A 25,555-nucleotide genomic window follows, 5' to 3' on the forward strand; every position below is an offset into this window, starting at 1 on the left:
AATTTATTTTTGCTCAAGCCCAAACAACTCACGCACAAATTGGATAAACTTTATACGCTCTGAATCTGGCTTACCGTTTGACGATTCACGAATGCTTACAGTTGGAGTGTGAAGAAGTTTATTCACAAGAGACCTTGTCAAAGCATCAACCTTTTGAAAATCTTCAGGTGAAAATTTATTTCTGTATTTTTCAATTTCCGCTTGTCTTATCTTTTCAAATCTTTCACGCAATAACTTTATCGTCGGAGCAACCTGATGAGCGTCATACCACTTTATCAAATTTTTTAACTCCTCATCAATTATTTTTTGAACCTTCGGAATCTCATTTAATCTGCGCTCGTAATTTGCCTTTGCGATCGCCTCAAGCGAATCTATATCTTCAAGAAAAACATTTTCAATCTCTCTAACTTTCGGATCAACATTTCTCGGAACACCAATGTCAATGATAAGAATCGGTTTATTCCCTCTTTTTGCCATCGCCGACTTAACTTGAGAAAAATTCAAAATGTAATCATTAACTGCAACAGAACTTATGACTATATCAACTTCACCGAGTTTATCTTGAATCTCATCAAGTTTCACAACTTTGCCATTAAATTCTTTTGCAAGTTTTTCCGCTCTCTCAATTGTCCTGTTTGCGATGTAAAGTTCATTTATCCCCCGTGATACAAGATGTTTTGCAGTTAACTCTGCGGTTTCACCAGCACCGATTAACAATCCTTTCTTTTTTGATATATCCGCAAAAATTTTCTCTGCAAGTTCAACCGCAGCATAACTGACAGAGACTGCACCTTCGCTTATTGCCGTCTCCGTCTTTGCTCTTTTCCCAGTTCTAAAAGCGGTATGAAAAACCTCGTGAAGAAGTGTTCCAACAACACCGCACTTAACCGCAACCTCATAAGCATCTTTCACCTGCCCGAGAATTTGAACATCACCGATAAGCATTGAATCAATCCCCGACGCAACTTCAAGAAGATGTCTTACCGCATCATAAGAACGCATTATGTAAAAGTGCGAATGTTTAACGATGTCTTCAGCCCGCTTGCCCGAAATCAAAAAATTTATCACATCTTCACACTTTACACTTTCATCTCTGAAAACGCCGTAAAGTTCTGTTCTATTACAGGTTGAAAGAAGAACGCCTTCTTTGAGAAAAAGTTGAACTATTTCTGGCAAAACTTTTTCAACCTCGTCAAGTGTATAATAAAGCTTTTCCCTTACCTCAACACTAGCAGTTTTATGGTTCAATCCAATTAAAACCAAATCCATACATTGCTCTGAAATTAATTATCAATAAAACTTGTGGAATCCCGACAAAGCGTTAGCAAAAGCCATAAGTATAAACGCAAGGATAAAACCAATTATTGACATCAACGCTGTCTTCTTCCCCGTTAAACTCGTTATTTTCTTCACACCAAGACCACCTGCATAAACAATCCATATCATAAAAGTTCCAACAAGCTTTGCATCCGTATAAGAAAAGTTTTCAAATGCTCTTGGCAACCAAATAAAACCAAAAATTATCACCAGAGTTAGAGCAACAAATCCAACGATTGCAGACTTATACATCATTGATTCAATCGTTTCAAGGTTTGGCAAATTTTTATAAACTGTGTCAAATGTTTTCGTTCGCAATTTATGATAAAGCATAATGTAAAGAAGCCCGTAAATCGCCGAAAGCGCAAAAGCGGAATACCCAACAAGCGCAGATGTCACATGAAGCGCAAGCAATTCATTCTTTAAAACATCGTGCTCAAAACCATAAACATCCCTTGAAAAAATTCCCGCTATCAAAACAAGAAGCGAAGATATCAAAGTTGCAAAAAAGCCAGTGTTTTTAATTTTAGTCATTGACTCAATCAAGATGTAAGCAAGCGAGAGAGAAAACCCAAGAACGCACAAAAGCTCAAAAATTGAAGTGACAGGCGGATGTTTAAGCTCGGCAGTTCTTATGATAAGATAAATGAAATGAAAAGTTAATGTAAAAACGAGAAATTTTGTCTTCAATCTTTTAGCAAGCGAATCATCTTTAAAAAACGCTCTTCCATACATCCAGCTTGTCGCTATGTATAGGAACGGGAGAAGAAATTTAAAAATTTTCAACACCAGAAACGCCACTGCATCTTTTTCGTTTATTTTTTCAGATTTAAATATAACTCCACCCGAAAATTAAAACAAATTTGAAACCTAAAACAACATAATATCACACCGAAAACCAAACGCTTGAAATTTTATTTCAAAAAGTTTTAATTTTTATAAAACAACCACAAAAAACGAAAATAGGAGGTGAAACTCCTATGTTAAATAAACTTAACTTGACTTTGTTGCTTTTACTTTTTCATACATCGCCAATCTTGGCTCAGGATTATTTCAACGAAAAGGTTAAATTCATATTTGACAGTTGGAAGTATAACTTCGGCTGGGAAACCCTTGGTGGTGGTTACATAAGATATTTTCTTCTGTTTACAGATTCAAACATCGTCGTCGTAAAAACTAACCAGATTTCACACACAACAAATGTTAGTAACAATGCAGTTTTCAGCGCAGATGATATACGTTTAATTCCATTAACTGCAATTTTAAATACCCTATTTGAAAAAATTCTCCCAGATCCACAAAAAGAGATGAACGCCCAAGTCAAAAACGCAATCAACCTTGCATCTGAAAATCCAACAGTTAAAAATGTCTTTCTTGCTCTTTCGTCCATTCTTGATGAAAAGAATCTCAAATGTGAGATAAAAGAAGTTATACCTTATAGTGAGATTGAAAGTGTAGAAATAAAGGGCAAAGATAGAGAGGTTAATCTAAAATTTAAATTTCAAAACAAAAAGTATAAATACACCGCAAATTATAACGATTACAAATTAGCCGATAAAGTTAGAAATGCTCTAAATGACATTTTAAAAGGTAATCAAACCGACCAAAATTATCTCTCTTTACTTAAAGAAACAAACATACAAGAAGAAAATGAGATTAAAAGAAGTTCTTTATTCCTTGAACTTTTCGGTCAGAGTTTGTTTTTATCTGCCAATGTAGATTATCGCTTCCATCCTAACTTTTCATTCAGAATAGGTTTTTCTTGGCTTATTTTTGGCATTGGTTTTCCGTTGTCATTAAGCTTTATAAGCCATCCTAATTCCTCTCATCATCTTGAAATTGGAGCTGGTATAACTTTTGTTGAAAGATCTTCTATTTTATCAGGACTAATTGGCTATCGCTATCAACCACCAAAGGGTGGATTGTTTTTTAGGTTATCTTTCACACCAGTACCTGTGATGATTCAAACATACGAGTATGATATCACCGGTCTTCGTGATGTTCGTAGATTCACATTTATCATTATCATCGGAATTTCACTTGGTTATAGTTTCTAAATAACATCGCAAGTTCATCGGTATTGAAAAAACTAAAACCAACATTAACTTTTACTTGCTTTACCAACTCAAATTCTTTTTTATCCCCTTACAAATCGCTCAATCAAAAATTCAATTTTATCAACATCATACGGTTTCTGAATGAAACCATCAAGTCCTTCTTCAGCCATTAAAGTCGTTGGAGATGGTTCTGTTAAAAAATATCCACTTGTTAAAACAACCCTTGCATTTGGATCAATTTGCCTTATCTTCCTAAATGTCGTTATCCCATCAATCGTCGGCAAACCTATATCAAGTATAACGATGTCAATCTTGCCCATGTTCATCTTGTAAAGTTCAATCGCATCATACCCATCATCCGTCGCAATCACAGTATAACCTCTTGATTCAAGATATTCTTTCAAAAGGTATCTTAAACTCTCTTCATCTTCAACTATCAACACAACCGCAGGTGTTATCTTTTCAACTTTAACTTCCTCAATAACCTCAACTTTTCTCTCAACCGCAGGTAGATAAATGTAAAAAGTTGTGCCTTTGCCTGTTTCAGTTTCATAAGTTATATAGCCGTCATGAGATGTTATAATTTTAAGCACAATTGGAAGCCCAAGCCCCGTCCCTTTCTCAACAGGTTTCGTCGTAAAAAATGGCTCAAAAATTTTATCCCTAATTTCCTCTGGAATGCCTGTGCCTGTATCCGAAACTGCAATTTCAACATAATCTTCATCTGAAACATCGTGAAACCTTGTTTTAATTAAATCAGCGCTAACATTTTTTGCGGTAATCTTCAAAACCCCGCCATCTGGCATAGCATCACGAGCGTTTATACACAAATTCATAATCGCTTGAATTATCTGACCATAATCAGCATTTATAAACTTAACATTTTCATCAACCCAAGTTTCAATCTTTATGTTTTCAGGAAAACTGTGACTTATCAAAGTTCTAACTTCGCCGATTAAATCTCTAACATCAACCGTTGATGCTTTCCCTGTCTCACGCCTGACGAAATTGAGAAGTCGTCTTGTTATATCTGCTCCCCTTTCAGCGCTCTTCCTAATTATGTTCAATACCTTCATTATCTCTGGGTCTTCGCTTGATAATCGCCTTTGCAAAACCTTTATCCCTGTTTGAATTGAAGCGAGAACATTGTTGAAATCATGCGCTACCCCGCTTGAAATAGAACCAATTGATTCAAGTTTTTGAAATTGTAACATCTGCTCTTCAAAAAGTTTCTGCTCCGTAATATCACGCTTGATCGCAACGAAATTTGTTATATTACCCTTGCTATCAAAAAGCGGAGAAATGCTCATATACTCAAAATATAAATCGCCGTTCTTTTTTCTATTTATTAATTCACCCTCCCAAACCTCACCTTTCAAAATCGTATTCCACATTTTCTCATAAAAACTTTTATCCTGTTTACCACTCTTCAAAAATCTTGGGTTTTTCCCTATCACCTCGTGAAGTTTATAACCCGTAATTCTCTCAAAAGCAGGATTTACATATTCAATTTTACCTTCAACATCCGTTATCATAACTGCTTCGCTCAAATTTTCAATCGCTCTGCTTAACTTCAATCTCTCCTGTTGCAGTCGCTCTTCTTCCGTCACATCCCTTGCAATGACTATGTATCCATCAATTGCTCCACCAGAGGCAAAAATCGGCTCAATATCAACGATCAAAGATATTTCTCTCCCATCAACTGACTTAAACGAAACAGACCATCTTTTTATCCTCTCACCCTTCAACATTAAATTCCTGAACGACTCAATATCAACTCCATCAAGATTTAAAATTGAATCTATCTTTTTACCCGTTAATTTCTCAACATCAATTGCAGAAACACCTATTATCCTTCTCATCTCGGAATTCAAATAAAGTAAATTACCTCGCTCATCCAGACGCAAAATTCCAATTGGAGCATTTTCAAGCACAGTTCTAATGAATTTTTCAGATGATTTCAAAAGATCAAAAAGTCGTGCATTTTCTATCGCACTTGCAATTTCACCGCATACATTTACCCCAAACTCAATTTCTTCCTTTACAATTGTCCTCTTTGAATCAAAATAAATATCCAATCTCCCGATAAACCTCTCACGATGAACGATCGGGAAGAAAACAACCGACTTAATTCCGCATTCCTTAAAAATCTCTTCATAATCAAGAAATGATTTTTCATTTTCTATGTCGCTTATCATAATTGGCGATACATTGGCTTCGCTGTGCCACGGCGTATATTTTTCCATCAATTTTAAAACTTTCTCCGACAGACCCAACGAAATTTTACACTTTAAAGCATCGCTTCCCTCTTTCAAAAAAATCGCAATTTTTTTCGTCCCATAATTTTCCATCAATAAATTTAAAACCGACCTCAAAATCTCTTCTATGTCAAGTTTAAACCCGATCGTCTGTGAAACTTTATTAAGCAAATTCAAATGTTTAAATCTCGTTATCGCTTGATTGTAAATTTGTGAATTTCTAAAAGCAGTTGCTATTTGAACTGCCATTCTCATTAAAAATTCCCTATCCTCCTGCTTTATTCCGTCAACTTTTTCACTTTCAACATTTAAAATTCCTATAACTTCATCCCCTATCATAAGCGGGACATCAAATTCAGACCTGATGATCGGATGCTCTTGAATATATCTTTCGTCTTTTAAAACATCTGGTGAATAAACAGAGGTGCGAAACATATAAGCATAATTTATCAACCCACGCCCGCCGATTGGTAACTCGTGGATCAAATACTTATCCTCAAATCCAACCGACTTAACAAGCCGAAATTTTTGCTCTTCTTTATTAACAAGATAAATTGAAAATCTGTAATATCCGAGCGTCTCTTTAAAAATTTTCAAAATTTCCTCCGCTGAATCCTCAATCTTGATGTTTGAGATTAAAGTGTGGTCAATTCTCGTGATGATATAATTTTCAAGATCACGCCTTTTTAGTTTATCAACAAGTTTGTTGAGTTTCATCCCAAGTTCTCCAACTTCATCACTGCTTTTAAATTCAAAATCAATATACTGCCCCTTCAAAGCACGATCAACCGCAATTTTATATTTCTCAATAGGGTTTAAAATCCGCCAAATGAAAATATACCCCGCAACAATGGCGAAAAATATCAACGAGAAAACAAGAATTGGCTCTGTGATGAATTTGCCTCGTGCTAAATTTGGAATTAAAATCAAAACAAGCATTATTAAAATTGTAAAAACGACAAACTTAAATTTTAAACTTACTGTTTTGAGCATGTCAACCTCTGGAATTTGCTATACCTGTTAAGAAGTTTAAAATGAAAAATGAAACCAATCTTGCGGTTTTGCCATCAATGTCAAACTCCGGGTTAAATTCAGCAATGTCAAGAATTTTAACATTTAAATTTAAACCACAATATAACGCAATTCTTAAAACATCTTCCACCTTTAACCCATCGGGATAAGTTGCACTTACTCCAGGTGCGTCGGAATTACGCACAGAATCAACATCAAAACTCAAATGAAGTGGATAATCTTTCAACTCATGATGAACCTGAACAAGGATTGAATCAAGCCCAGAATTTTTAACATCATCAAGTGTGAAAATTTTCACTCCTTTTTTAATGGCATACTCATAATGATGATAAGAATTTACAAAATTTTGAATTCCGATTTCAACTAATTTGTCGGGTTTACTTTCGGATTCAAGAATTTGTCTGAAAGGTGTTCCGCTGTTACACGGCTTGCTGTTTCTCACATCAAGATGCGAATCAATGTTTAAAACTGCCCTTTTTTCAAAATTCTTTGCAAAGCCAAGATAATCCGCAAAAGCAATATCATGCCCACCACCAATAACAATGGGCAAAATTCCATTCTTAATTAGTTCATCAACAATAAAAGAAAGTCGCTCGTGAATTTCTTCAAGCGTCCCATTTATCTTCAAGTTTCCAAGGTCAAAAATTTTTAATCTCGTTATTTGATTTTTAAATTTGAAATTGAAAGGTGTTAATCTGTAAAAATACCGTCTTACTTCGTCTGGGGCTTTTCTTGCGCCCGGACGTCCTTTATTTCTTTTTACGCCTTCATCTTGCGGAACACCAAGTAAAACAACATCTATCTCTTTAAAATCTTTTTTATCTCTTAACACAATATCCCCCATTCTTGGGTCATCTTCATCACCCCTTGAATAAAAAAGTGATTCATCCGGCGGATTCAAAAACTCAAAAATTTCCATAAAATTTGAAATTATTTGTTTAACTTGCTCTCAAAAATCAAGACCAAATTTTCCCAGATACCTGCAAATTAAACTTGAAATTTTCTTTCCCAAGTATTATATTTATAATGAACTTTCGCGGGAGTAGCTCAGATGGTAGAGCGTCACCTTGCCAAGGTGAATGTCGCGGGTTCGAGTCCCGTCTCCCGCTCTCCTTTTCTTACTCCACAAGTTTTAAAATTTGTTCAGGGTTTACAAACCACTTCAAATCCCCACCACATTGAGAAAATCTTTCAACTTCAACACAAGCAACGCTATTTTTTTCAAATTCAATCGGCTTTGAAAGACAAATGAACCAACTTAAAAATTCACCAAGATAAGGTTCATGTCCAACCGCAAGTATATTTTCCGCCTCAAGATTTGAAATTACACTGAGAAATGCCATAAAATCAGAGCCAGGGATGAGCTCATTTAACTTCAAAATTTCCGCTCCAACGTTCAACACATCCTGGATAATTTCAGCAGTTTGAACAGCGCGGACAAGCGGGCTTGAAACAATAAGGTCAATTTTAACGCCCATTTTCTTCAATGCTTTTGCCATTTTTTGAGTAGTTTCGCGCCCATTTAAAGTTAATTCCCTTTCAAAGTCGCTCATCCCCGGCTTTTTTGGTTCAGCGTCAGCGTGTCTTACAAGATATAAAATCAATTTGATGCTTTCGGTTTGTTTTTGAAATATTTGTCAAGGAATTCAACAATTGCTTTATACGCTTTAATTCTATTTTTTAGTTTTGCAAGACCATGACCTTCATCTTCAAAGACAAGATACTCAACTATTCCACCGCGTGATCTGATTGACTCAACAATTTGATCTGATTCCGATTTCGGAACTCTCGGATCATTTGCACCTTGAATAATCATCAATGGTGCTTTTATTTTATCAACATGATAAAATGGTGAAATCTCTCTCAAAAATTCCGCATCTTTTTCCGGGTCTCCATATTCAGCCATTCTATGTCTTTGTCTCCACGCTCCGGTATTCTTCAAAAATGTTAAGAAGTTTGAAATTCCAACAAGATCAACACCAGCTGCCCACAAATCCGGGTAGAATGTCACAGCTGCAAGCGTCATATAACCACCATAACTTCCTCCATAAACGACGATTTTACTCGGGTCAATATATCCAGTTGATTTTAAAAATTCTGGGATAAGTGAAACATCTCTAATTGCATCTTTGCGCTTTGTTGTGTTGTCAAGCGAAGCATATGTTTTACCATAACCTGTGCTTCCACGAATGTTCGGCGCATAAACAGCATAACCATTATTGACAAAATACTGATAAAGAGCTGAAAATCTCGGCAACTCTTGTGCTTCAGGTCCACCGTGAATTGAAACTATAACAGGTAAAGAAGCATCTTTCTTTGCATTTTTCGGAAGATAAAGATACCCCGGAATTTCAAGCCCATCAAAAGATTTAAAACGAACAAGTTGCGGTTTAACGAACGATGATGGTGGAATGCCGGCGGTTGAACTCTGCGTTATCTGTCTGTAAGTCCCCTTTAAAACATCATAAATGTAAATATCCTGATTTTTAACCGGACTTTGATAGGTAAAGACAATTTTGTTTCCATCAGATGTAAATCTCAAACTGCCAACTATCCCATCGCTCGGGAAATTTAACTTTTGCGTTTTTTTCGTTATAAGGTCAAGTGAATAAACCTCGCTGTATCCGTCAACATTCAAAACAAAAATAATTTTCCTGCCATCTTTTGAAAGTTCAATCGTTTCAACATCCCAATTAGTTGTGTAGATATAATTTAACTTTCCATTCGGAACATCAATGTAAGCAATCCCTGTAAATTCTTTACCTTCATCCGAGAGGAGATAAATTCTCCGTCCATCTTTTGAAAATTTAGCCCCAAAGTATCTTGCCTGCTCTTTGTGAGGTGTTATGTTATAAACTTTTCCAGTTTCGTATTCAATGAGATAAAGATCGTTATCAAAACTGCTTCTGTTTTGTGAAGCGAGAATATACTTCCCATCGGGAGACCAAGCAACGACGGAATTATTGCCATCGTTTTGCCACACAAGTCTAACATGTCCAGTTTTTATGTTCATCACATAAACATCAAAATATCTTTGATCTCTTTCATTTGATGTGTAAGCAAACATTGTCCCATCGTTATTCCACGCACCGAAATTGTAAATTATATCATCTTTGTGAGTTAATCTTCTAATTTCACTTGCATCGGATTTTAAAAGGAAAAGTTGTGTTCGTTCATTTCCACCCACATCTTTGCCAAACAATATCCAGTATTTATCCTTCGGATTCCAAGATACAAATTGAACTCGTTCATCAAAAAATGTCATCTGTTCTGGGCAACCGGATTCAACGCCAATTTTCCAAACCTGATTTGTTCCCGTTATGTCGGTCAAATAAGCAATAAATTTTCCATCTGGGGATAGCGTTGGAGATGCTGCGCTTCTTATGTTGAGATACTGTTCAATCGTGTAAGTTTGAGCAAGAGCAAAAACAGGCAAAAAGAGAAGAAGGAAAAATGAGAAGAGAAGTTTTCTTTTTGTCATTTTAAAATGATGACTTTTGTTTTTGTTTCAAATACAAGTTAAAAAAATTTTTAAAGTTGTCAAAGCCCGAAATTTTATAAGGTTCTCTTGCATTTGGACGGATTTTTTGATAATTTTGTTCAAAATCAAAAATAAAAATCTGAAATGCCAATGATAGTGGGAACCAAGTTCAAGGGCGTTGACTTTTATAACACCGAAGAACTTCTCACCGAAGAAGAAAAAATGGTCCGTGATACTATAAGAGAATGGGTTGATGAAAAAGTTATACCCATAATTGAGAAACATTATATGGAAGGGACTTTTCCAATGCACCTAATTCCAGAGATGGCGGAACTTGGAATTTTCGGGGCAACACTTCCAGAAAAATATGGCTGTGCAAATTTGAACAATGTTGCTTATGGTTTGATAATGCAGGAGCTTGAGCGTGGAGATAGCGGAATAAGAAGTTTTGCATCAGTTCAAAGTGCACTTGTTATGTATCCGATTTATGAATTTGGTAGCGAAGAACAAAAAAATTACTGGCTTCCGAAACTTGCACGGGGCGAGAAAATTGGTTGCTTTGGTTTGACCGAGCCAGATTTCGGCTCAAATCCTGGGGGGTTGAGAACAAAAGCAGAATATAAAAATGGCGGTTTTGTCCTCAATGGAACAAAAATGTGGATAACGAACGGTTCAATCGCAGATGTTGCCGTTGTCTGGGCTAAACTTGATGGGGTTATACGAGGTTTTTTAGTTGAAAAAGGAACGCCAGGATTTGAAGCGCCAGAAATGAAGGGTAAACATTCGCTTCGTGCATCTGTGACAAGCGAACTTGTCTTTCAGGACTGCTGGATCCCCGAGGAAAACATACTTCCGAAAGCAGTTGGTCTAAAAGCAGCACTTATGTGCTTAACACAGGCAAGATACGGGATCGCTTGGGGCGCTGTTGGAGCTGCAATGGCTTGCTATGAAACTGCACTTGAATATGCGAAAACAAGAATCCAATTTGATAAACCAATTGCTTCTTTCCAGCTAGTTCAAGAAAAACTTGTTTATATGCTCACTGAAATAACAAAAGCTCAACTTCTTTGCATACAACTTGGCAGATTAAAAGATCAAGGCAAAGCAAACTATGTTCAAGTTTCACTTGCAAAAAGAAATAATGTTTATCACGCACTTGAAATCGCACGTCTTGCACGCGATATCCTTGGGGCAAATGGAATTTTAAACGAATATCCCGTAATGAGACATATGAACAATCTTGAATCAGTCAAAACTTATGAAGGAACTCACGACATTCACACATTAATAATTGGAGAGTATATAACAGGTTATTCGGCTTTCAAATAAAAAAGGTGAAATTATGCCCATAACTATACCTGCTGAGGTATACATAGAGTTTGAGGAGGCACTTGGTAGTGAGAGGGCGAAGAAGATTGTGCTTGCACTTGAGAAAGTGATTGACTACGAGATTGTGAACAAGTGGAGTCAGACAAAATTTGAGTTAAGGGATGAACTTTTGAAAGAAATTGCAACGAAAAAAGAACTTGATGCTTTAAGAGGTGAAATTTACGCAAAAATTGAATCAATTGACTCAAAAATTGACTCTGTGAAAAATGAATTAAACTCAAGGATTGAATCAGTTCGTGACGAGCTAAATTCAAGGATTGAATCAGTTCGTGTTGAGTTGCGCAAAGAGATAGAGAATATGGCATTAAAGCTTGAGAGAAGATTCACAATTCTTTTCCTCATACTTTTATTTACGATAATTCTTTTGAACAGGGATGCTCTTGAATTCATATTAAAACTTTTAAAACTAATTTAGATTTGACTATGCCCATAACTATACCTGCTGAGGTATACATAGAGTTTGAGGAGGCACTTGGTAGTGAGAGGGCGAAGAAGATTGTGCTTGCACTTGAGAAAGTGATTGACTACGAGATTGTGAACAAGTGGAGTCAGACAAAATTTGAGTTAAGGGATGAACTTTTGAAAGAAATTGCAACGAAAAAAGAACTTGATGCTTTAAGAGGTGAAATTTACGCAAAAATTGAATCAATTGACTCAAAAATTGACTCCGTGAAAAATGAATTAAACTCAAGAATTGAATCGGTTCGTGTTGAGTTGCGCAAGGAGATAGAGAATATGGCATTAAAGCTTGAGAGAAGATTCACAATTCTTTTCATCATACTTTTATTCACGATAATTCTTTTGAACAGGGATGCGCTTGAATTCATATTAAAACTTTTAAAACTAATTTGATCCAATCGCATGCCTCGCAATAGTTTATTCAAAAACAAAATCATAGGTTCGGCTTACACATTTGATGATGTTTTGCTTGTCCCAGCTAAATCTGATATTTTACCAAGAGATGTTGATGTCTCAACTTACTTAACAAAAAACATAAAACTTAACATTCCGCTGGTAAGTGCTGCTATGGATACCGTGACTGAATCTGAAATGGCAATTGCAATAGCAAGAGAAGGAGGCATTGGAATAATTCATAAAAACATGAGCATTGAAAGACAAGTAAGCGAGGTTGACAGAGTTAAACGCTCCGAAAGCGGTATGATTCTAAATCCAATCACACTCACACCTGATAAAAAAGTTCGTGAAGCTCTTGAGATAATGAGCAAGTATAAAATCTCCGGAATCCCAATCGTGGATTCAAACGGCAAACTTGTAGGAATAGTCACAAACCGAGATTTAAGGTTTAATCCCGAACCCGATGCTGAAGTTTCAAAATATATGACAAATTCAAATTTGATAACTGCACCCGTTGGAACAACGCTTGAAGAGGCTGAAAAGATACTTCAAAAATACAAAATTGAAAAACTTCCCGTTGTTGATGAAAAGGGATACTTGCGAGGTTTGATAACTTTTAAAGATATCCAGAAGAAAAAGAAATATCCTAATGCTTGCAAAGATGAATTAGGACGCTTACGCGTTGGTGCAGCTGTTGGAATAAAATCAGATACAATTGAAAGAGTGGAGGAACTTAAAAAAGCAGGCGTTGATGTAATTGTAATTGATACAGCACACGGACATTCAAAAGGCGTGATTGAAATGTTAAAAAGAATAAAGAAAAAATTCCCGGAACTTGATGTCATAGCAGGAAATGTTGCAACCGCTGAAGCAACACTTGAACTTATAAAAGCAGGAGCTGACGCTGTAAAAGTTGGAATAGGTCCAGGTTCAATATGCACAACAAGAGTCGTCACTGGGGTTGGCGTCCCGCAGATAACAGCAATTATGAACTGCGCAGAAGTAGCAATCAAATATAAAATTCCGATAATAGCAGATGGCGGAATAAAGCAAACTGGAGATATTGCAAAAGCAATCGCTGCGGGAGCTGACTCCGTGATGATTGGGGCTTTATTTGCGGGAACGGAAGAAAGCCCCGGTGAAAAAGTTTTGTACGAAGGAAGAAGTTATAAAGTTTACAGAGGAATGGGCTCAATTGAAGCAATGAAATCCGGAAGCAGTGATAGATATTTTCAGGATGTTGAAGATGATATAAAAAAGCTTGTCCCGGAAGGAATTGAAGGAAGAGTCCCATATAAAGGACATTTAAGCGATGTCGTCTATCAAATGGTTGGCGGTCTAAGATCTGCAATGGGATATTGCGGAGCGAGAAATATCTACGAGATGAAAACTAAAACAAAATTTATCCTTATGACAAATGCTGGGCTACGTGAAAGCCACCCACACGATGTCATAATCACAAAAGAAGCTCCAAATTACAGCATATCAAATCTCTAAACGAAATGAAAGATTGGAAAATCAAACTTGAAAAAGTCAGAGAAAAAATTGAACAACTTGGAATTGACGCAATTTTAATATCTCACTTGCCTCACATAAGATATCTCACGGGATTTTCCGGCTCATCTGCTCTATGCTTTGTAAGTAAGAAAGACGCAATTTTAATTACAGATTTCAGATATAAAGAACAAGTTAAAATCCAGGTCAAACACTTCAAAAAACTCATTGCAACTGGGAAATCACTTCTTGACATCACAAGCGAAAAAAACATAATGCAAAATCTAAAAAGAGTTGGCTTTGAAGCAGACCACGCTTCATTTGCTTTCGTGCTTGAGCTGAAACGAACATTTAAAAATGTAAAGTTTTTCCCGGTAAAAAATTTAATTGAAGAAATTTCCGCTGTTAAAACCGCTGAAGAAATTGAAAACATAAAATCGGCAATAAAAATAAGCGAGAAGGTTTTCAACGAAGTTTTAAAACTAATCAAACCCGGAATTTCAGAATTAGACATCGCCTCTGAAATTTCATATCTTCACAAAAAATACGGGGCTGAAAAAGATGCTTTTGATATAATCGTCGCAAGCGGATGGAGAAGCGCTCTCCCGCACGGAGTTGCATCTGCGAAAAAAATAAAAAAAGGTGAGTTTATAGTTATTGATTTTGGATGTGTTTTTAATGGCTATCACTCCGATATAACGAGAACAATTGTTGTCGGCAAAGCAACAAGCGAGCAAAAGAAAATTTATCAAATCGTCTTTGACGCTCAATCAAGAGCAATTGAAAATGCAAAGTCGGGTTTAAAAGCAAATATTCTTGATTCAATAGCAAGAAATTACATCAAGCAAAAAGGATATGGAAAATTTTTCGGACATTCGCTCGGACATGGTATTGGTGTAGAAATTCACACACTCCCGAGAATTTCACCCAAAAGCAATTATGTGCTTCAAAACGGTAATGTTATAACCATTGAACCAGGAATATACATCCCGAATTTTGGCGGTGTAAGAATTGAAGATGATATTTTAATAAATTCAACGCCGCAGGTCTTAACAACATTACCAAGAAATTTGATTGAAATTTGAATGCAAAGAAAAGTTTTAATGATAACCTATTATTTTCCGCCGGTTATCTACGGCTCTGGAATTCGCGTTTTAAATTTCGCAAAATACTTAACACAATATGGCTGGAATTCCACCGTTTTAACACTAAATCACTCAACATTCAATGTCTTAAAAGATTTTTCACTTTCCGAGCGTGTCAAAGAAAGTGGAATTAAAGTTTATGCGGTGAATCTTATCAAAGTTTTTTCAAAAATTGCCAGCGCTAATTATCCGAATGTAAAGCGTGAAATTTCAGCAGAAATTTTATCTTATCTTTATAAAATTGCCAGCTTAAATGAACCGGAAGAAATCTGGAAATCAAGAGCGACAAAACTTGGTGAAAAAATTTTAAAAAGCGAAAAATACAACGCAATAATTGCGTTCGTCCCGCCACTTTCAACAGCTCAGGTCGGTGCTTATTTGGCAAAAAAGTTCAAAATTCCGCTTATAATTGATTATTCCTTCATCCAAAATCAAAAAAAATCACCATCAAAAACAGAAGAAAAACTTCTACGCACAAGCCATTCGGTCATCGTTGATAACAGAAAAATCAAAGATCATCTCCTTCAAAACTATCTCTTCCTTGATTATAACCTTGTTAAAATTATCCCAACTGGATTTGAGCCATTTGAATTTCAAAATTATGTCGCAAGCTCTGATGATAAATTCACACTTACATTTTCATCGGGTAAAATTGGCGGTAAAAAAATCAAACTTGTTTTGAACGCCCTCGCCTATCTCTCAAAAAAAGAACAACTCTTCAAAAAATCTCTTTTGCTCAATCTCATAGGAATTCCGACAAATGAAGTGATAAATCTAATCACAAAATTTCAACTTAAAGACAACATCAGAATTTACCTAAACCTAAACCGTGAAAATTACATTAAAACTTTGCTTTCATCTGACTTCTTACTTTACCTTGACGATTTTGACATATCAAACATACCTTATGACTACGCAGCGGTTGAAAAACCATATATAGCAATAGTTGATGGCTCAAACAGTTTCAGATACATAATTGGAGATCAAAAAAATTCTCTCATCGCTGATACAAACGAACCATCTTCAATCGTGCTTGCATTTGAAAAGGCATTTGAACTTTTTTTAAACGATAGAAAACTCACCCCGAAAATAAACATTGAAAATTACGATATAAACAGAATAATCATCAATCTCGTCAGGGAGCTTGAAAACTTCGTTTATGATTAAAACAAATTTGATTCAGAAGCTATGAAAGTTCTCGTTGTCGGTGGTGGCGGAAGGGAACACGCACTCGTATGGAAAATAGCACAATCAAAAAATGTTGAAAAAATTTTCTGTGCCCCAGGAAATGCAGGCATATCCGAAATTGCAGAAACAATCCCGATAAAAGCAGAAGATTTAAATTCACTTTTAAACTTTGCAATTGAGAATAAAATTGATCTTACAGTTGTAGGTCCTGAACTTCCACTTTCACTTGGAATTGTTGATCTGTTTGAATCAAATGGATTGAAAATTTTCGGACCAAGGAAAATTTCAGCGGAAATTGAAAGCAGTAAGATTTTCGCAAAAAACTTTATGAAAAAATATGGAATTCCAACCGCAAATTATAAAACATTTACATGTGATGAAATTAACAAAGCAGAAAATTTCGCCAAATCTTTAAACCCACCCATTGTGATCAAAGCCGACGGTCTTGCTGGCGGAAAAGGTGTTACAATATGTGAAAGTGTTGAAGATGCCATTAAAACAATTGACCTTTACTTGAATCAAAAAATTTTTGGTTCAGCCGGGGAAAAGATCGTGATTGAGGAATTTTTGCAAGGTGAGGAAGCATCTGTCTTTGCCATAACTGACGGAGAGGATTTCATAACACTTGCTCCTGCTCAGGATTATAAAAGAATTTTTGACAACGACATGGGAAAAAACACAGGCGGTATGGGTTCATACGCACCAACACCTTTGATTGATGAAGCAATGTTTGAAAGGATAAAATCAGAAATAATAAAACCAACGATTGAAGGTTTAAAAAACGAAGGCAGAACTTACAAAGGTTGTCTATATTGCGGACTCATGATAACAAAGGATGGTCCGAAAGTTCTTGAATTCAATTGCAGATTTGGAGACCCCGAAACTCAGGTGGTTCTTCCGCTTCTTGATGGTGATATAATTGAAATGTTTTACAGAGCAATTGATGGCGGAGTCAAAAATTTCAATTACAGCATAAAAAAAGCAACCGCCATTTGCGTCATTCTCGCATCGTCAGGTTATCCCGATAGTTATGAAATTGGCAAAGAAATTTATGGACTGGAAGAAGTAAAAAATATGAGCGATGTTATTTTGTTTCACGCCGGAACGAAAAAAGTTAATGGCAAAATTCTAACTTCAGGTGGCAGAGTTATAGGCGTAACGGCAATCGGTCCTGAAAATGATTTTGAAAGCACGATTAAAAAAGTTTACACGGCGGTTGAAAAAATTAAATTTGATGGAATGCATTACCGAACCGACATCGGCAAAAAAGCCATAAACTACATCAAAAATAAAACATTACTTCTTGAATGAGTTCAATTTTCCTTGATCAACAAAATAAACTACGAAATGGATGGAGAATCTTGATCTTCTTCATTATATTTGCATTCTCAATTACGCTAATAAACGCCGTCTTTGCCATCCTACATATTCCACAGGAGATTTTAATAAGCGAGTTTCTTTTCCTCATTTGTGTTTTAATTGCGACTTTTATAATGATGCACTTTTTTGAGGGGAAAAATTTATCCGAGGTCGGGCTTAAAATTTCGGAGAAGACAAAATATGAGATAACTTTTGGTTTAATCCTTGGCTTCGTTATGATAACGCTTGTAGTCATCCCAAATGCAATCGCAGGATATTACACATACAACTTTACACCCAATCAGATTTATCCACAAATTTTTGAAGCACTTTTATTTTTTGTGCTTGTTGCACTTGCCGAAGAAATTTTATTCCGAGGTTATCCTTTTCAAAGATTAATTGAGGCAACAAATCCCGCAATCGCAACAGTTGTTTTCTCACTCCTCTTTGCATCTGCTCATATTTTTAATCCAAATGTTAACTTAATTTCACTTGCGAATATATTCCTCGCTGGACTTTGGCTCTCCTCCGCTTACATAAAAGCAAACTCACTTTGGCTTCCAATATCTTTACACTTTTCGTGGAATTTCTTCCAAGGTTATTTATATTCGCTCCCTGTCAGTGGTTCAACCTTGATTGAGCCTGTTTTTGATGTTCAGATAAATTCAGAAAACTTAATCTCCGGTGGTGATTTCGGTCCAGAAGGGAGCATCTTGACAAGTTTTGTTTTAATTGCATCAACAATTTTCATTCTGAAAAACAAACGACTCGGTAAATGAGAAGAATTTTGAAAATATTTTTCGCATTTTTCATCATAGCAAGAACAACTGCACAAAATGTCATCATAAACGAGATAATGAATGCACCATCTGGGGGAGAACCAGAATGGATTGAAATTTTTAATTTCTCAACAGAGCCAGTTGACCTCAAAAATTGGAAAATTTCAAATCGTCTAACATCAACAAAATACACAATCACAACGCAAAGTTATATCCTTCAACCCGATAGTTATGCGGTTATAACAAGAAGCGACACAATTTTTTATTTTCACTCTCAAATTCCTTCAAAAGTTTTCATACTCCCGGGACTTCCATCCTCAAGATTTAGAAACGATTCAGACGCTGTGGTTTTGTTTGATTCATCCGATGTCGTAATTGACAGCGTTTACTACAAAAGCGATTGGGTTAGAGCAGGATATTCAATTGAAAGAATTTATCCGAACAAAAATTCAAATTTGAAATCAACTTGGGGAATTTCAACAGATCCGGAAAGAAGCACACCCGGAAGAAAAAATAGCATAATGGCAAAATTTAACGATCTCGCAATTAAAACATTTTCAACCGAGCCAACACAAATTTTCCAAGGTCAAAGTTTCAAAATCAAAACCACGCTCTACAATCAAGGGATAAACGCAGTTGATAATTTCAAAATTGAATTTTTCATTGATTTAAACCGTGATTCATCTTTTCAATCCAGCGAGAAAATTTCAGAATTAACAATTCAACAGAGATTAGAATCAACTGATTCAATTTTTGTTGAGTTTGAAGTTTCGGGTTTAGCATCTGGAAATTATCAAACGCTTTTACAGGTTTTGTTTTCAAACGATGAAAACACATCAAATAACCTCGTTAAGAAAAACTTAACAATTCTTCCGCCACCTCTTTCGTTCAATTCAATTGTCATAAACGAAATAATGTATGCTCCAAAAACACCTGAACCCGAATGGATTGAGATTTACAACCGAACTAATCAAACCATAAATCTGAAAAACTGGAAAATTGGCGATTCACAAACTTTGAGAACGATTACGCTTGATTTCAACCTAAATCCAAATGATTTTGCAATTATAACATCAAAAGACACGCTTTTGAGTTTTTATCCATGGCTTAAAGCAGAAAAAATTTTAATTCAATCTCTCCCAGCGTTCAACAATGATGAAGATGCGGTCAGGATTTATGATACATACGGAAATTTGATTGACTCTGTTTATTATTTTTCAAGCATGGGCGGATCAAATGGTTTTTCACTTGAAAGAATATCTCCTGAACAACCATCAAACTTAACATCAAACTGGGGAACATCAAAAAGTCCGTTTAAAGCAACCCCACTTTTAAAAAATTCTCTTACGCAAAAAGACACCGACTTAACAATATCAAATGTCAAATTCGCAAAACCAGTTCTTAAATTCTCAACCGTTGAAATAACAGCAACGATAAAAAACATTGGAAAAACACCAATTAATGGTTTCTCAACGAAAATTTTTAACGATACAAACACGGACAATATCCCGCAAAACAACGAATTAGTTGCTGAAAAAATCTTTACAGGACAAATAAATTCGGGCGATTCAATAGATATAACTTTCTTTTTCACCCCAACTGAAACGAAAACTTACGATTTAATCGCAAAGGTTTCTCACCCATCAGATGAAGATACTCTTAACAATTTCTATGCGTTCAAAATTGATGTCTCATATCCAGAAAAAACAATTTTGATAAGCGAGATAATGTTCGCTCCTTCCGGAGATGAACCCGAATGGGTTGAAATTTACAACGCAAGCGACAATACAATTAACCTCAAAAACTGGTCAATTTCCGATGCATCTACTAAAACTACAATTGCAAAAGGTGATTTTTTGTTTCATCCCCGTGAATATCTCGTTTTATCAAAAGACAGCACAATTCTTAACTTCTATCAAATCCCGTCAAAAATAATCACTCCTTTGCTTCCAACTTTAAACAACACAGAAGATGCAGTTGCAATTTACGATAACACTGGCTCAAAAATTGATTCCGTTTATTACTTCGGAAGATGGGGAAAGACGGGATTTTCAATTGAAAGGATTGACTTTGATGATTCATCGCTTGATTCAGCAAATTGGTTAATTCCAACTGATTCAATCAAAGCAACGCCTGGAAGAGAAAACAGCACGAAGCGAAAAAATTTTGATCTGAAAATAGCATCCGTTGAAATTCCAAAGTTTTCTGATTACGCTACTCCTATAAATGTTAAGTTAACGGTTCAAAACATTGGGCTAAATCAGGTTGCGAACTTTTCAATAGATGTTTTCAAAGATTCAAATTTTGATTCAAGCGCATCAGAAAATGAATTAATTTTAAGTCAAACATTTCAAAACACATTGAACAAAAAAGATTCTGCAACGATAAATTTTGAAATTTCAAATCTTGAACCGGGAGAAAATGCTTTGATCTTCTTAATTAATTTCCCAAGCGATGAAAATCCAAAAAACAACATTGCATTTAAAAAACTTAACATATCTTTCCCATCAAATTCCATCGTGATAAACGAGATAATGTTTGACCCTTTGCCAGGTTATTGCGAATATATTGAACTTTTCAATCGCTCAAACATTCCTGTTAATTTGAAAAACTGGAGATTTAACGATATGAGAACTCAAGATGGGCGTGCAAACTTTATTTCCCTATCTCAAAATGATCTCATTCTTATGCCCGGGGAATACGCAGTGATCGCCTCGGATACAACGCTTTTCAAATATCTAAACCCCGGCGATTCAATTGCTAAATTGATTATACTCAACAAAAGTTTAAGCTTGAACAACGATTTTGACGATGTCGTCATCACGGATTTAACCAGTAAAATAATTGACAGCGTAAGATATTTTTCAAACTGGCACAGTCAAATCATAACAGACAAAAGAGGACGCTCACTTGAAAAAATAAATCCAAATCTACCTTCCGCAGATAAATCAAGCTGGATGACTTCATCCGCCAAATCAGGTGGAACTCCCGGAAGAAAAAACACAGCATATATTGAAACATCTGGACAAAATCAACCCGCAAAAATCACCGTAACTCCGAGTATATTTTCACCCGATGGAGACGGACTTGACGATGTATGTTTGATTTCTTATTCCCTGCCGTTCAACTCTGGAACGATAAATGTTAAAATTTTTGATTCGCAAGGAAGACAGATTAAAACGCTTGCGTTAAATCAATACACGACTCAAAATGGAAATTTACTCTGGGATGGAACGGATGAAAATGGGAAAATTGGAAGAATTGGCATTTACATTATTTTATTTGAAGCCGTCTCTGAAAGTGGAGAAAGTTTCAAACAAAAATTAACGGTTGTTCTTGCGAAGAAACTTTAAAAATAAAAAGCCCCGAACACACCGAAAATGTTCGGGGCTCTACGGCGGGGAGGTGCCATGAAAAGAGGATTTACGAATTTAATTTAAGAAGTTTATAAATCTTTTCCACAACTTCATCAATCACGCTATCGGAATCATAAAATCCAGCGTCAATTTTCTTTCTTATCTCCTCTATTTTCTCCATTCTCTTTGCCTCGTAAAGCTCACGTGCCTCGCCAGAAATCTCAATTTTGTCTTTTTTATCTTCAACCTTTCCAGACCTTTTACCACTGTTTTCTTCTGGAAGCAAATTTTTTCCGCTTATTTCGTTTATTCTCATTTTCTCACCTCAAATAATTTAGCAATTTTTTTCTGCGAATTAACTCCTGAAGTTCATCAGATACTTCTTTCATTCTCTCTTTTATATTATCGGCATTTTCCGTGTCAATCTTTAATATCTCATCGCGCATTATCTCAATCTCTTTCAAAATTTGCTGAAAATTTGGAATCTCACGCTTTAACTTCCCGAGCTCCTTCAAAAACTCTTCCACTTCCTTTATCTTCTCCTCACGCCTTGCAAGATACTCAGGCAAAACATCAAATTCATCATTTAAAATTTTCCCACGAATAAAAATCGTCATCTTCAAAATTTCCCTCAAACCGTCAAAAATTTTCTCCACAAGTTCCCTATTTGACTTAAACTTTTTCATTGATTATCAACCCAAGCAATTCACTTATCCTTCTTGAAATTTCCAGAAGTTCCTCAGGCGGTATCTGACGAATTATCTCGTTTGTCTGAGCATCAACAATTTTCAAAATCGTTTTTCTCGTGTCTTTATCAATCTCAAACGATATCTTAGTGTTAAAAATTTGAACGAAGCGATTCATCTCCTTTATCACATTTTCAATGTCTTCAATTGATAAACTTTTCCCCTTTTCAGAACTCCGCTCAGTGTCTTTTGTTTCAACGTTTAACTTTGTGGATTCTTCAAAATTTTGATGTAATGATTGAGCTATGTTTACGCTTTTTATCTCTTGAATCATGGCACTAAAATTTGTGTTAATTGTTGAACCATTGCTTGTTGTCTGACAAAAGCATTGTAAAGCGATTGAAGTTGTGCAAATTGTCTTCTTAAATCTTCCGCTCTTTCATCAATCAAATTATTCAACGACTTTATTCTTTCATCAAGCCGTTTTATCTGCTCTTTTCCCGAATTTATTCTTTGATCAACAACTCCACCAATTTGAACAAAAGGATTAATAAATTCCTTCAACCTCACTGCAATACCATCGGATGAGTTAAAAAGCGATTCAACTTTTGTGATATCCGTAGAAATAAGTTTGTCAAGTTTTGCACTATCAACAATGCTTAAACTTCCATCTGCATTGATTTTAATTCCGAGATCACTTAAAAATGCAATCTCCCCTGCCACGGGATTGCTTATCTTTAACCTTAATTCAGATTTCAACTTAACAAGCGTATAATCACCGCTGAACACAGAACGAGCTCCGTCTGTCGTCGTTTTAGTTTTATCATTTATAAATTTTATCAAATCGTTATAAGCATTGATAAAAGATTCAATTTTCTCACGGACTTTTGAAGCATCTGTTTTTATCGTCAATGAAACTGGCGTATCCCCTGGATTTTGGACTTTTTTAAGTTCAATTGTAATGCCAGAAATTACATCGCTTATTTTATTTGAACCACGAACTATATTTATACCGTCAACTGTTAATTTCGCATCAAGTAAATTGACATCGGTGTAAAGATAACCTCCCGATGTATCCGTTGAAGCAATGCGATTTGAAATCACATTTAAATCAAGCCCGATGTTTGCAAGTAAATTCCCTGAGACATCAGAGAGAGAAATTGCATATTGACTCCCCGTGTTTTTACTCTTTATAACAAGACGTGCGGTCGTCGGTGTGTCATTCACAACGCTTGCTATAACTTCCGAAAGTGTTGAATTTATAGCCGACGCAATTTTATTTAAAATCGTGCTGTTTGTATCGCCAGATGCAACATCTACATTTAAATCTGTTGAAACCCCGTTGATTGTCACTCTTATCGTCTTAACACCTGCGCCTTCGGAATTTAAAATTTCATTTCCATCCTTTGAAAATTTTGAGGATATGACAGTATCTTCCTTTGCAAGTTGCTGGACAAAAATTATATGGTTTGCTGGAGTTGCGTATGATTCAGCAACTGCTGAAAAGATTTCTGGGTTTGAAATTTCAGCGGTTTTAATTTGAAAATTTGATTTTACCCCCGTCAAAGATAAATCCTTAACAATTGAAAAAAGCGAGTTTAATTTCGTTTTTAAATCCGAAAGCGTTGCATTTTTCGTCTGAATCAAATTTTTTTGCATCTCAACCGGCTTGACAAGTTTACTGCTCTCGGATTGCTTAAACATTTGGACAAGCGTATCAATCGGATTTATGCTATTATTTGTGTTGAAATAAAAAGACATAAAAACCTCCTTTACTTTAAATTGAACGCTTTTGCCCACGCATCGCGAAGTTCTTTGAGTATCTCAACCGCATTGTCAAAATTCCCGCGCCTTATTTCATACTGACAATAATGGTAAAGTTTGAACAAATTCAGAGAGATTTCTTTGTAATCAAAGTTAAGAGATGAGATCAATTCCGTTATAGCTCTGTTTGCTTTTTCCGCATCTTTTCTTTTACAACTTACGATAGCGATGTCGTAAATTTTAAGTATTAATTCAACGGGTGAGAGATTTAGGATTTCGCTTTCTATGTAATTGTTTTTTTCTGGCATTTCTTCACTGGTTTAAATTTTTAAAACAAGATGGGGGTTGCCTTGATTGACAACCCCCACAGCGGTTTCAGCTATCTATTGCTCTCGGCGTCACCATATTATCTGAACAACGCAAGCACTCCTTGCGGTGCAGCGTTTGCTTGGGCAAGTTGTGCCGTCGCAGTTTGTTGCAGTATCATAAGCTTGGCAACTTCAACCTGCTCCTTTGCTATATCAGCATCAAAGATTCTGCTTGCTGCTGCATCTGTGTTCGTCATTGACACAATCAAGTTCGCCTCTTTCACATCAAGACGATTGATCAATGAACCGACATACTGCAATTGTTGTGTCACCGTCTTAATCGCAGTGTCAACTGTTGTGATGAATCCAGTTGTCAAATCACTTGTTGCAACAGCGCTTGAGCTGACAAGCGAGCTATCAACCGTGATATCAAATTTAACAGTGAGCGTATCACCGGTATCACTTCCGACTTGGAAATCTTTACCGCTTACCCAATCGCCACCGCCTGCTCCTCTGAGTAACTGCATACCGTTAAATTTCGTCTGCTTTACGATTTCATCAATTTCAGCCAAATAATCATTGACTTGTGTTGCAATCGCCTGCAATTCATCATCGCTCAAACCACCGTTGACGGCTCTTGTGACTTGCTCTTTGATTGAAACAAGCAAGTCATTAATCTTCTGCAAACCACCCTCTGCAATTGAAAGAACATTTTTCGCGTCGCCGACATTGTTAATCGCTTGTGCAAGCCCACGAGATCTTGCCTGCAATTTCTTGGCTATGGTATACCCGGATGGGTCATCGGCGACGGAATTGATTTTCTTACCCGTTGCAAGACGGAGTTGATGAACGCCGAGTTCACGATTGATGTCATTGAGGGCATTGTAGGCGTTCATCGCTGCGATGTTGGTGTTGATGCGTGTTCCCTGTGAGAATGCCATGGCTGTTAACCTCCTTGTTTTTTGTTTGACATTTTACCGGGGCTTCCTTGCCCCGGCGTTTTTCACTTCTATTTATCGGAATCTGTCGGGAATTACTTTAATTCCTTATCAACTAAAGTTTTGAGATTTTATGCCGATAAATATAA

Annotated in this window: 22 protein-coding genes and 1 tRNA gene; 11 read left to right on the forward strand and 12 right to left on the reverse strand. The window is 36.0% G+C overall.

Translation table 11 applies throughout. The features are described 5' to 3' along the window. Positions 1 to 3: 3 nt before the first annotated feature. Both hemA and AWW83_RS01675 read right to left on the reverse strand, forming a co-directional pair. Complete coding sequence (hemA, locus tag AWW83_RS01670; RefSeq protein WP_092347488.1) at positions 4 to 1,269, reverse strand: glutamyl-tRNA reductase; 1,266 nt, start codon at positions 1,267 to 1,269, stop codon at positions 4 to 6. 21 nt (positions 1,270 to 1,290) lie between these two features. Next, on the reverse strand, positions 1,291 to 2,106 hold the full coding sequence (locus AWW83_RS01675) for a cytochrome C assembly family protein (protein WP_092347490.1): 816 nt from the start codon (positions 2,104 to 2,106) through the stop codon (positions 1,291 to 1,293). Positions 2,107 to 2,297: 191 nt separating this feature from the next. Between AWW83_RS01675 and AWW83_RS01680 the strand changes: the two genes are divergently transcribed. Next, positions 2,298 to 3,374: a hypothetical protein gene (locus AWW83_RS01680; RefSeq protein ID WP_092347493.1), complete on the forward strand. Its 1,077-nt coding sequence runs from the start codon at positions 2,298 to 2,300 to the stop codon at positions 3,372 to 3,374. Positions 3,375 to 3,454: 80 nt separating this feature from the next. On the opposite strand, the gene AWW83_RS01685 is transcribed toward AWW83_RS01680, so the two are convergent. Then, positions 3,455 to 6,625, reverse strand: a complete 3,171-nt coding sequence (locus AWW83_RS01685) for a PAS domain S-box protein (protein WP_092347496.1) — start codon at positions 6,623 to 6,625, stop codon at positions 3,455 to 3,457. Position 6,626: 1 nt separating this feature from the next. Continuing rightward, positions 6,627 to 7,583, reverse strand: a complete 957-nt coding sequence (locus tag AWW83_RS01690) for a formimidoylglutamase (RefSeq protein WP_092347499.1) — start codon at positions 7,581 to 7,583, stop codon at positions 6,627 to 6,629. Between the two features lie 117 nt (positions 7,584 to 7,700). Here AWW83_RS01690 and AWW83_RS01695 point away from each other — a divergent pair. Next, positions 7,701 to 7,773: transfer RNA gene (locus AWW83_RS01695), tRNA-Gly, on the forward strand. A gap of 9 nt (positions 7,774 to 7,782) precedes the next feature. On the opposite strand, the gene sixA is transcribed toward AWW83_RS01695, so the two are convergent. After that, positions 7,783 to 8,268, reverse strand: coding sequence for a phosphohistidine phosphatase SixA (gene sixA, locus AWW83_RS01700; RefSeq protein WP_092347502.1), 486 nt, complete (start codon positions 8,266 to 8,268; stop codon positions 7,783 to 7,785). After that, entirely contained in the window at positions 8,265 to 10,145 is a 1,881-nt protein-coding gene (locus AWW83_RS01705; RefSeq protein ID WP_092347505.1) for a S9 family peptidase, read from the reverse strand. The genes sixA and AWW83_RS01705 overlap by 4 nt, the downstream gene beginning before the upstream one ends. A gap of 144 nt (positions 10,146 to 10,289) precedes the next feature. On the opposite strand from AWW83_RS01705, the gene AWW83_RS01710 reads away from it, so the two are divergent. From AWW83_RS01710 to AWW83_RS01750, 9 genes are read left to right on the forward strand one after another with little or no spacing between them, the layout of a single operon-like run. Beyond that, complete coding sequence (locus AWW83_RS01710; protein ID WP_234697220.1) at positions 10,290 to 11,474, forward strand: acyl-CoA dehydrogenase family protein; 1,185 nt, start codon at positions 10,290 to 10,292, stop codon at positions 11,472 to 11,474. A gap of 13 nt (positions 11,475 to 11,487) precedes the next feature. Continuing rightward, positions 11,488 to 11,949 (forward strand): hypothetical protein, encoded by a 462-nt coding sequence (locus tag AWW83_RS01715; RefSeq protein WP_092347511.1) that lies wholly within the window; start codon positions 11,488 to 11,490, stop codon positions 11,947 to 11,949. Positions 11,950 to 11,957: 8 nt separating this feature from the next. Further along, the gene (locus AWW83_RS01720) at positions 11,958 to 12,386 is read left to right on the forward strand and encodes a hypothetical protein (protein WP_092347514.1); all 429 of its coding nucleotides are present in this window, start codon (positions 11,958 to 11,960) and stop codon (positions 12,384 to 12,386) included. A gap of 9 nt (positions 12,387 to 12,395) precedes the next feature. Further along, positions 12,396 to 13,886 carry an IMP dehydrogenase gene (gene guaB, locus AWW83_RS01725; protein WP_092347517.1) on the forward strand — a complete coding sequence of 497 codons (1,491 nt, stop codon included), beginning with the start codon at positions 12,396 to 12,398 and terminating at the stop codon, positions 13,884 to 13,886. Between the two features lie 5 nt (positions 13,887 to 13,891). Next, the gene (locus AWW83_RS01730) at positions 13,892 to 14,968 is read left to right on the forward strand and encodes a M24 family metallopeptidase (protein ID WP_092347520.1); all 1,077 of its coding nucleotides are present in this window, start codon (positions 13,892 to 13,894) and stop codon (positions 14,966 to 14,968) included. Continuing rightward, complete coding sequence (locus AWW83_RS01735; RefSeq protein ID WP_092347523.1) at positions 14,969 to 16,195, forward strand: glycosyltransferase family protein; 1,227 nt, start codon at positions 14,969 to 14,971, stop codon at positions 16,193 to 16,195. A 21-nt stretch (positions 16,196 to 16,216) separates the two neighbouring features. Further along, positions 16,217 to 17,527 (forward strand): phosphoribosylamine--glycine ligase, encoded by a 1,311-nt coding sequence (gene purD, locus AWW83_RS01740; protein ID WP_092347526.1) that lies wholly within the window; start codon positions 16,217 to 16,219, stop codon positions 17,525 to 17,527. Beyond that, complete coding sequence (locus tag AWW83_RS01745; RefSeq protein ID WP_092347529.1) at positions 17,524 to 18,354, forward strand: CPBP family intramembrane glutamic endopeptidase; 831 nt, start codon at positions 17,524 to 17,526, stop codon at positions 18,352 to 18,354. Before purD ends, AWW83_RS01745 begins: the two co-directional genes overlap by 4 nt. Before the next feature lie 8 nt (positions 18,355 to 18,362). Further along, positions 18,363 to 21,707 (forward strand): lamin tail domain-containing protein, encoded by a 3,345-nt coding sequence (locus AWW83_RS01750; protein WP_159421072.1) that lies wholly within the window; start codon positions 18,363 to 18,365, stop codon positions 21,705 to 21,707. Between the two features lie 70 nt (positions 21,708 to 21,777). Here the strand turns inward: AWW83_RS01750 and AWW83_RS01755 are convergent, their stop codons facing one another. The 6 genes from AWW83_RS01755 to AWW83_RS01780 form a co-directional block, all read right to left on the reverse strand. Then, entirely contained in the window at positions 21,778 to 22,026 is a 249-nt protein-coding gene (locus AWW83_RS01755) for a flagellar biosynthesis anti-sigma factor FlgM (RefSeq protein WP_092347535.1), read from the reverse strand. A 4-nt stretch (positions 22,027 to 22,030) separates the two neighbouring features. Beyond that, entirely contained in the window at positions 22,031 to 22,396 is a 366-nt protein-coding gene (locus tag AWW83_RS01760; RefSeq protein WP_092347538.1) for a hypothetical protein, read from the reverse strand. Continuing rightward, a complete protein-coding gene (locus AWW83_RS01765) occupies positions 22,383 to 22,730 on the reverse strand; it encodes a flagellar protein FlaG (protein ID WP_092347541.1) in 348 nt (115 codons plus the stop codon). Before AWW83_RS01765 ends, AWW83_RS01760 begins: the two co-directional genes overlap by 14 nt. Then, positions 22,727 to 24,157, reverse strand: coding sequence for a flagellar filament capping protein FliD (fliD, locus tag AWW83_RS01770; protein ID WP_092347544.1), 1,431 nt, complete (start codon positions 24,155 to 24,157; stop codon positions 22,727 to 22,729). Before fliD ends, AWW83_RS01765 begins: the two co-directional genes overlap by 4 nt. A gap of 11 nt (positions 24,158 to 24,168) precedes the next feature. Continuing rightward, positions 24,169 to 24,468: a flagellar export chaperone FliS gene (locus tag AWW83_RS01775; protein ID WP_092347547.1), complete on the reverse strand. Its 300-nt coding sequence runs from the start codon at positions 24,466 to 24,468 to the stop codon at positions 24,169 to 24,171. Positions 24,469 to 24,566: 98 nt separating this feature from the next. After that, complete coding sequence (locus AWW83_RS01780) at positions 24,567 to 25,409, reverse strand: flagellin (RefSeq protein ID WP_092347550.1); 843 nt, start codon at positions 25,407 to 25,409, stop codon at positions 24,567 to 24,569. Positions 25,410 to 25,555: the final 146 nt, after the last annotated feature.

Source organism: Candidatus Chryseopegocella kryptomonas (assembly GCF_001536065.1).
Taxonomy (GTDB): Bacteria; Bacteroidota; Ignavibacteria; order Kryptoniales; family Kryptoniaceae; genus Kryptonium; species Kryptonium kryptomonas.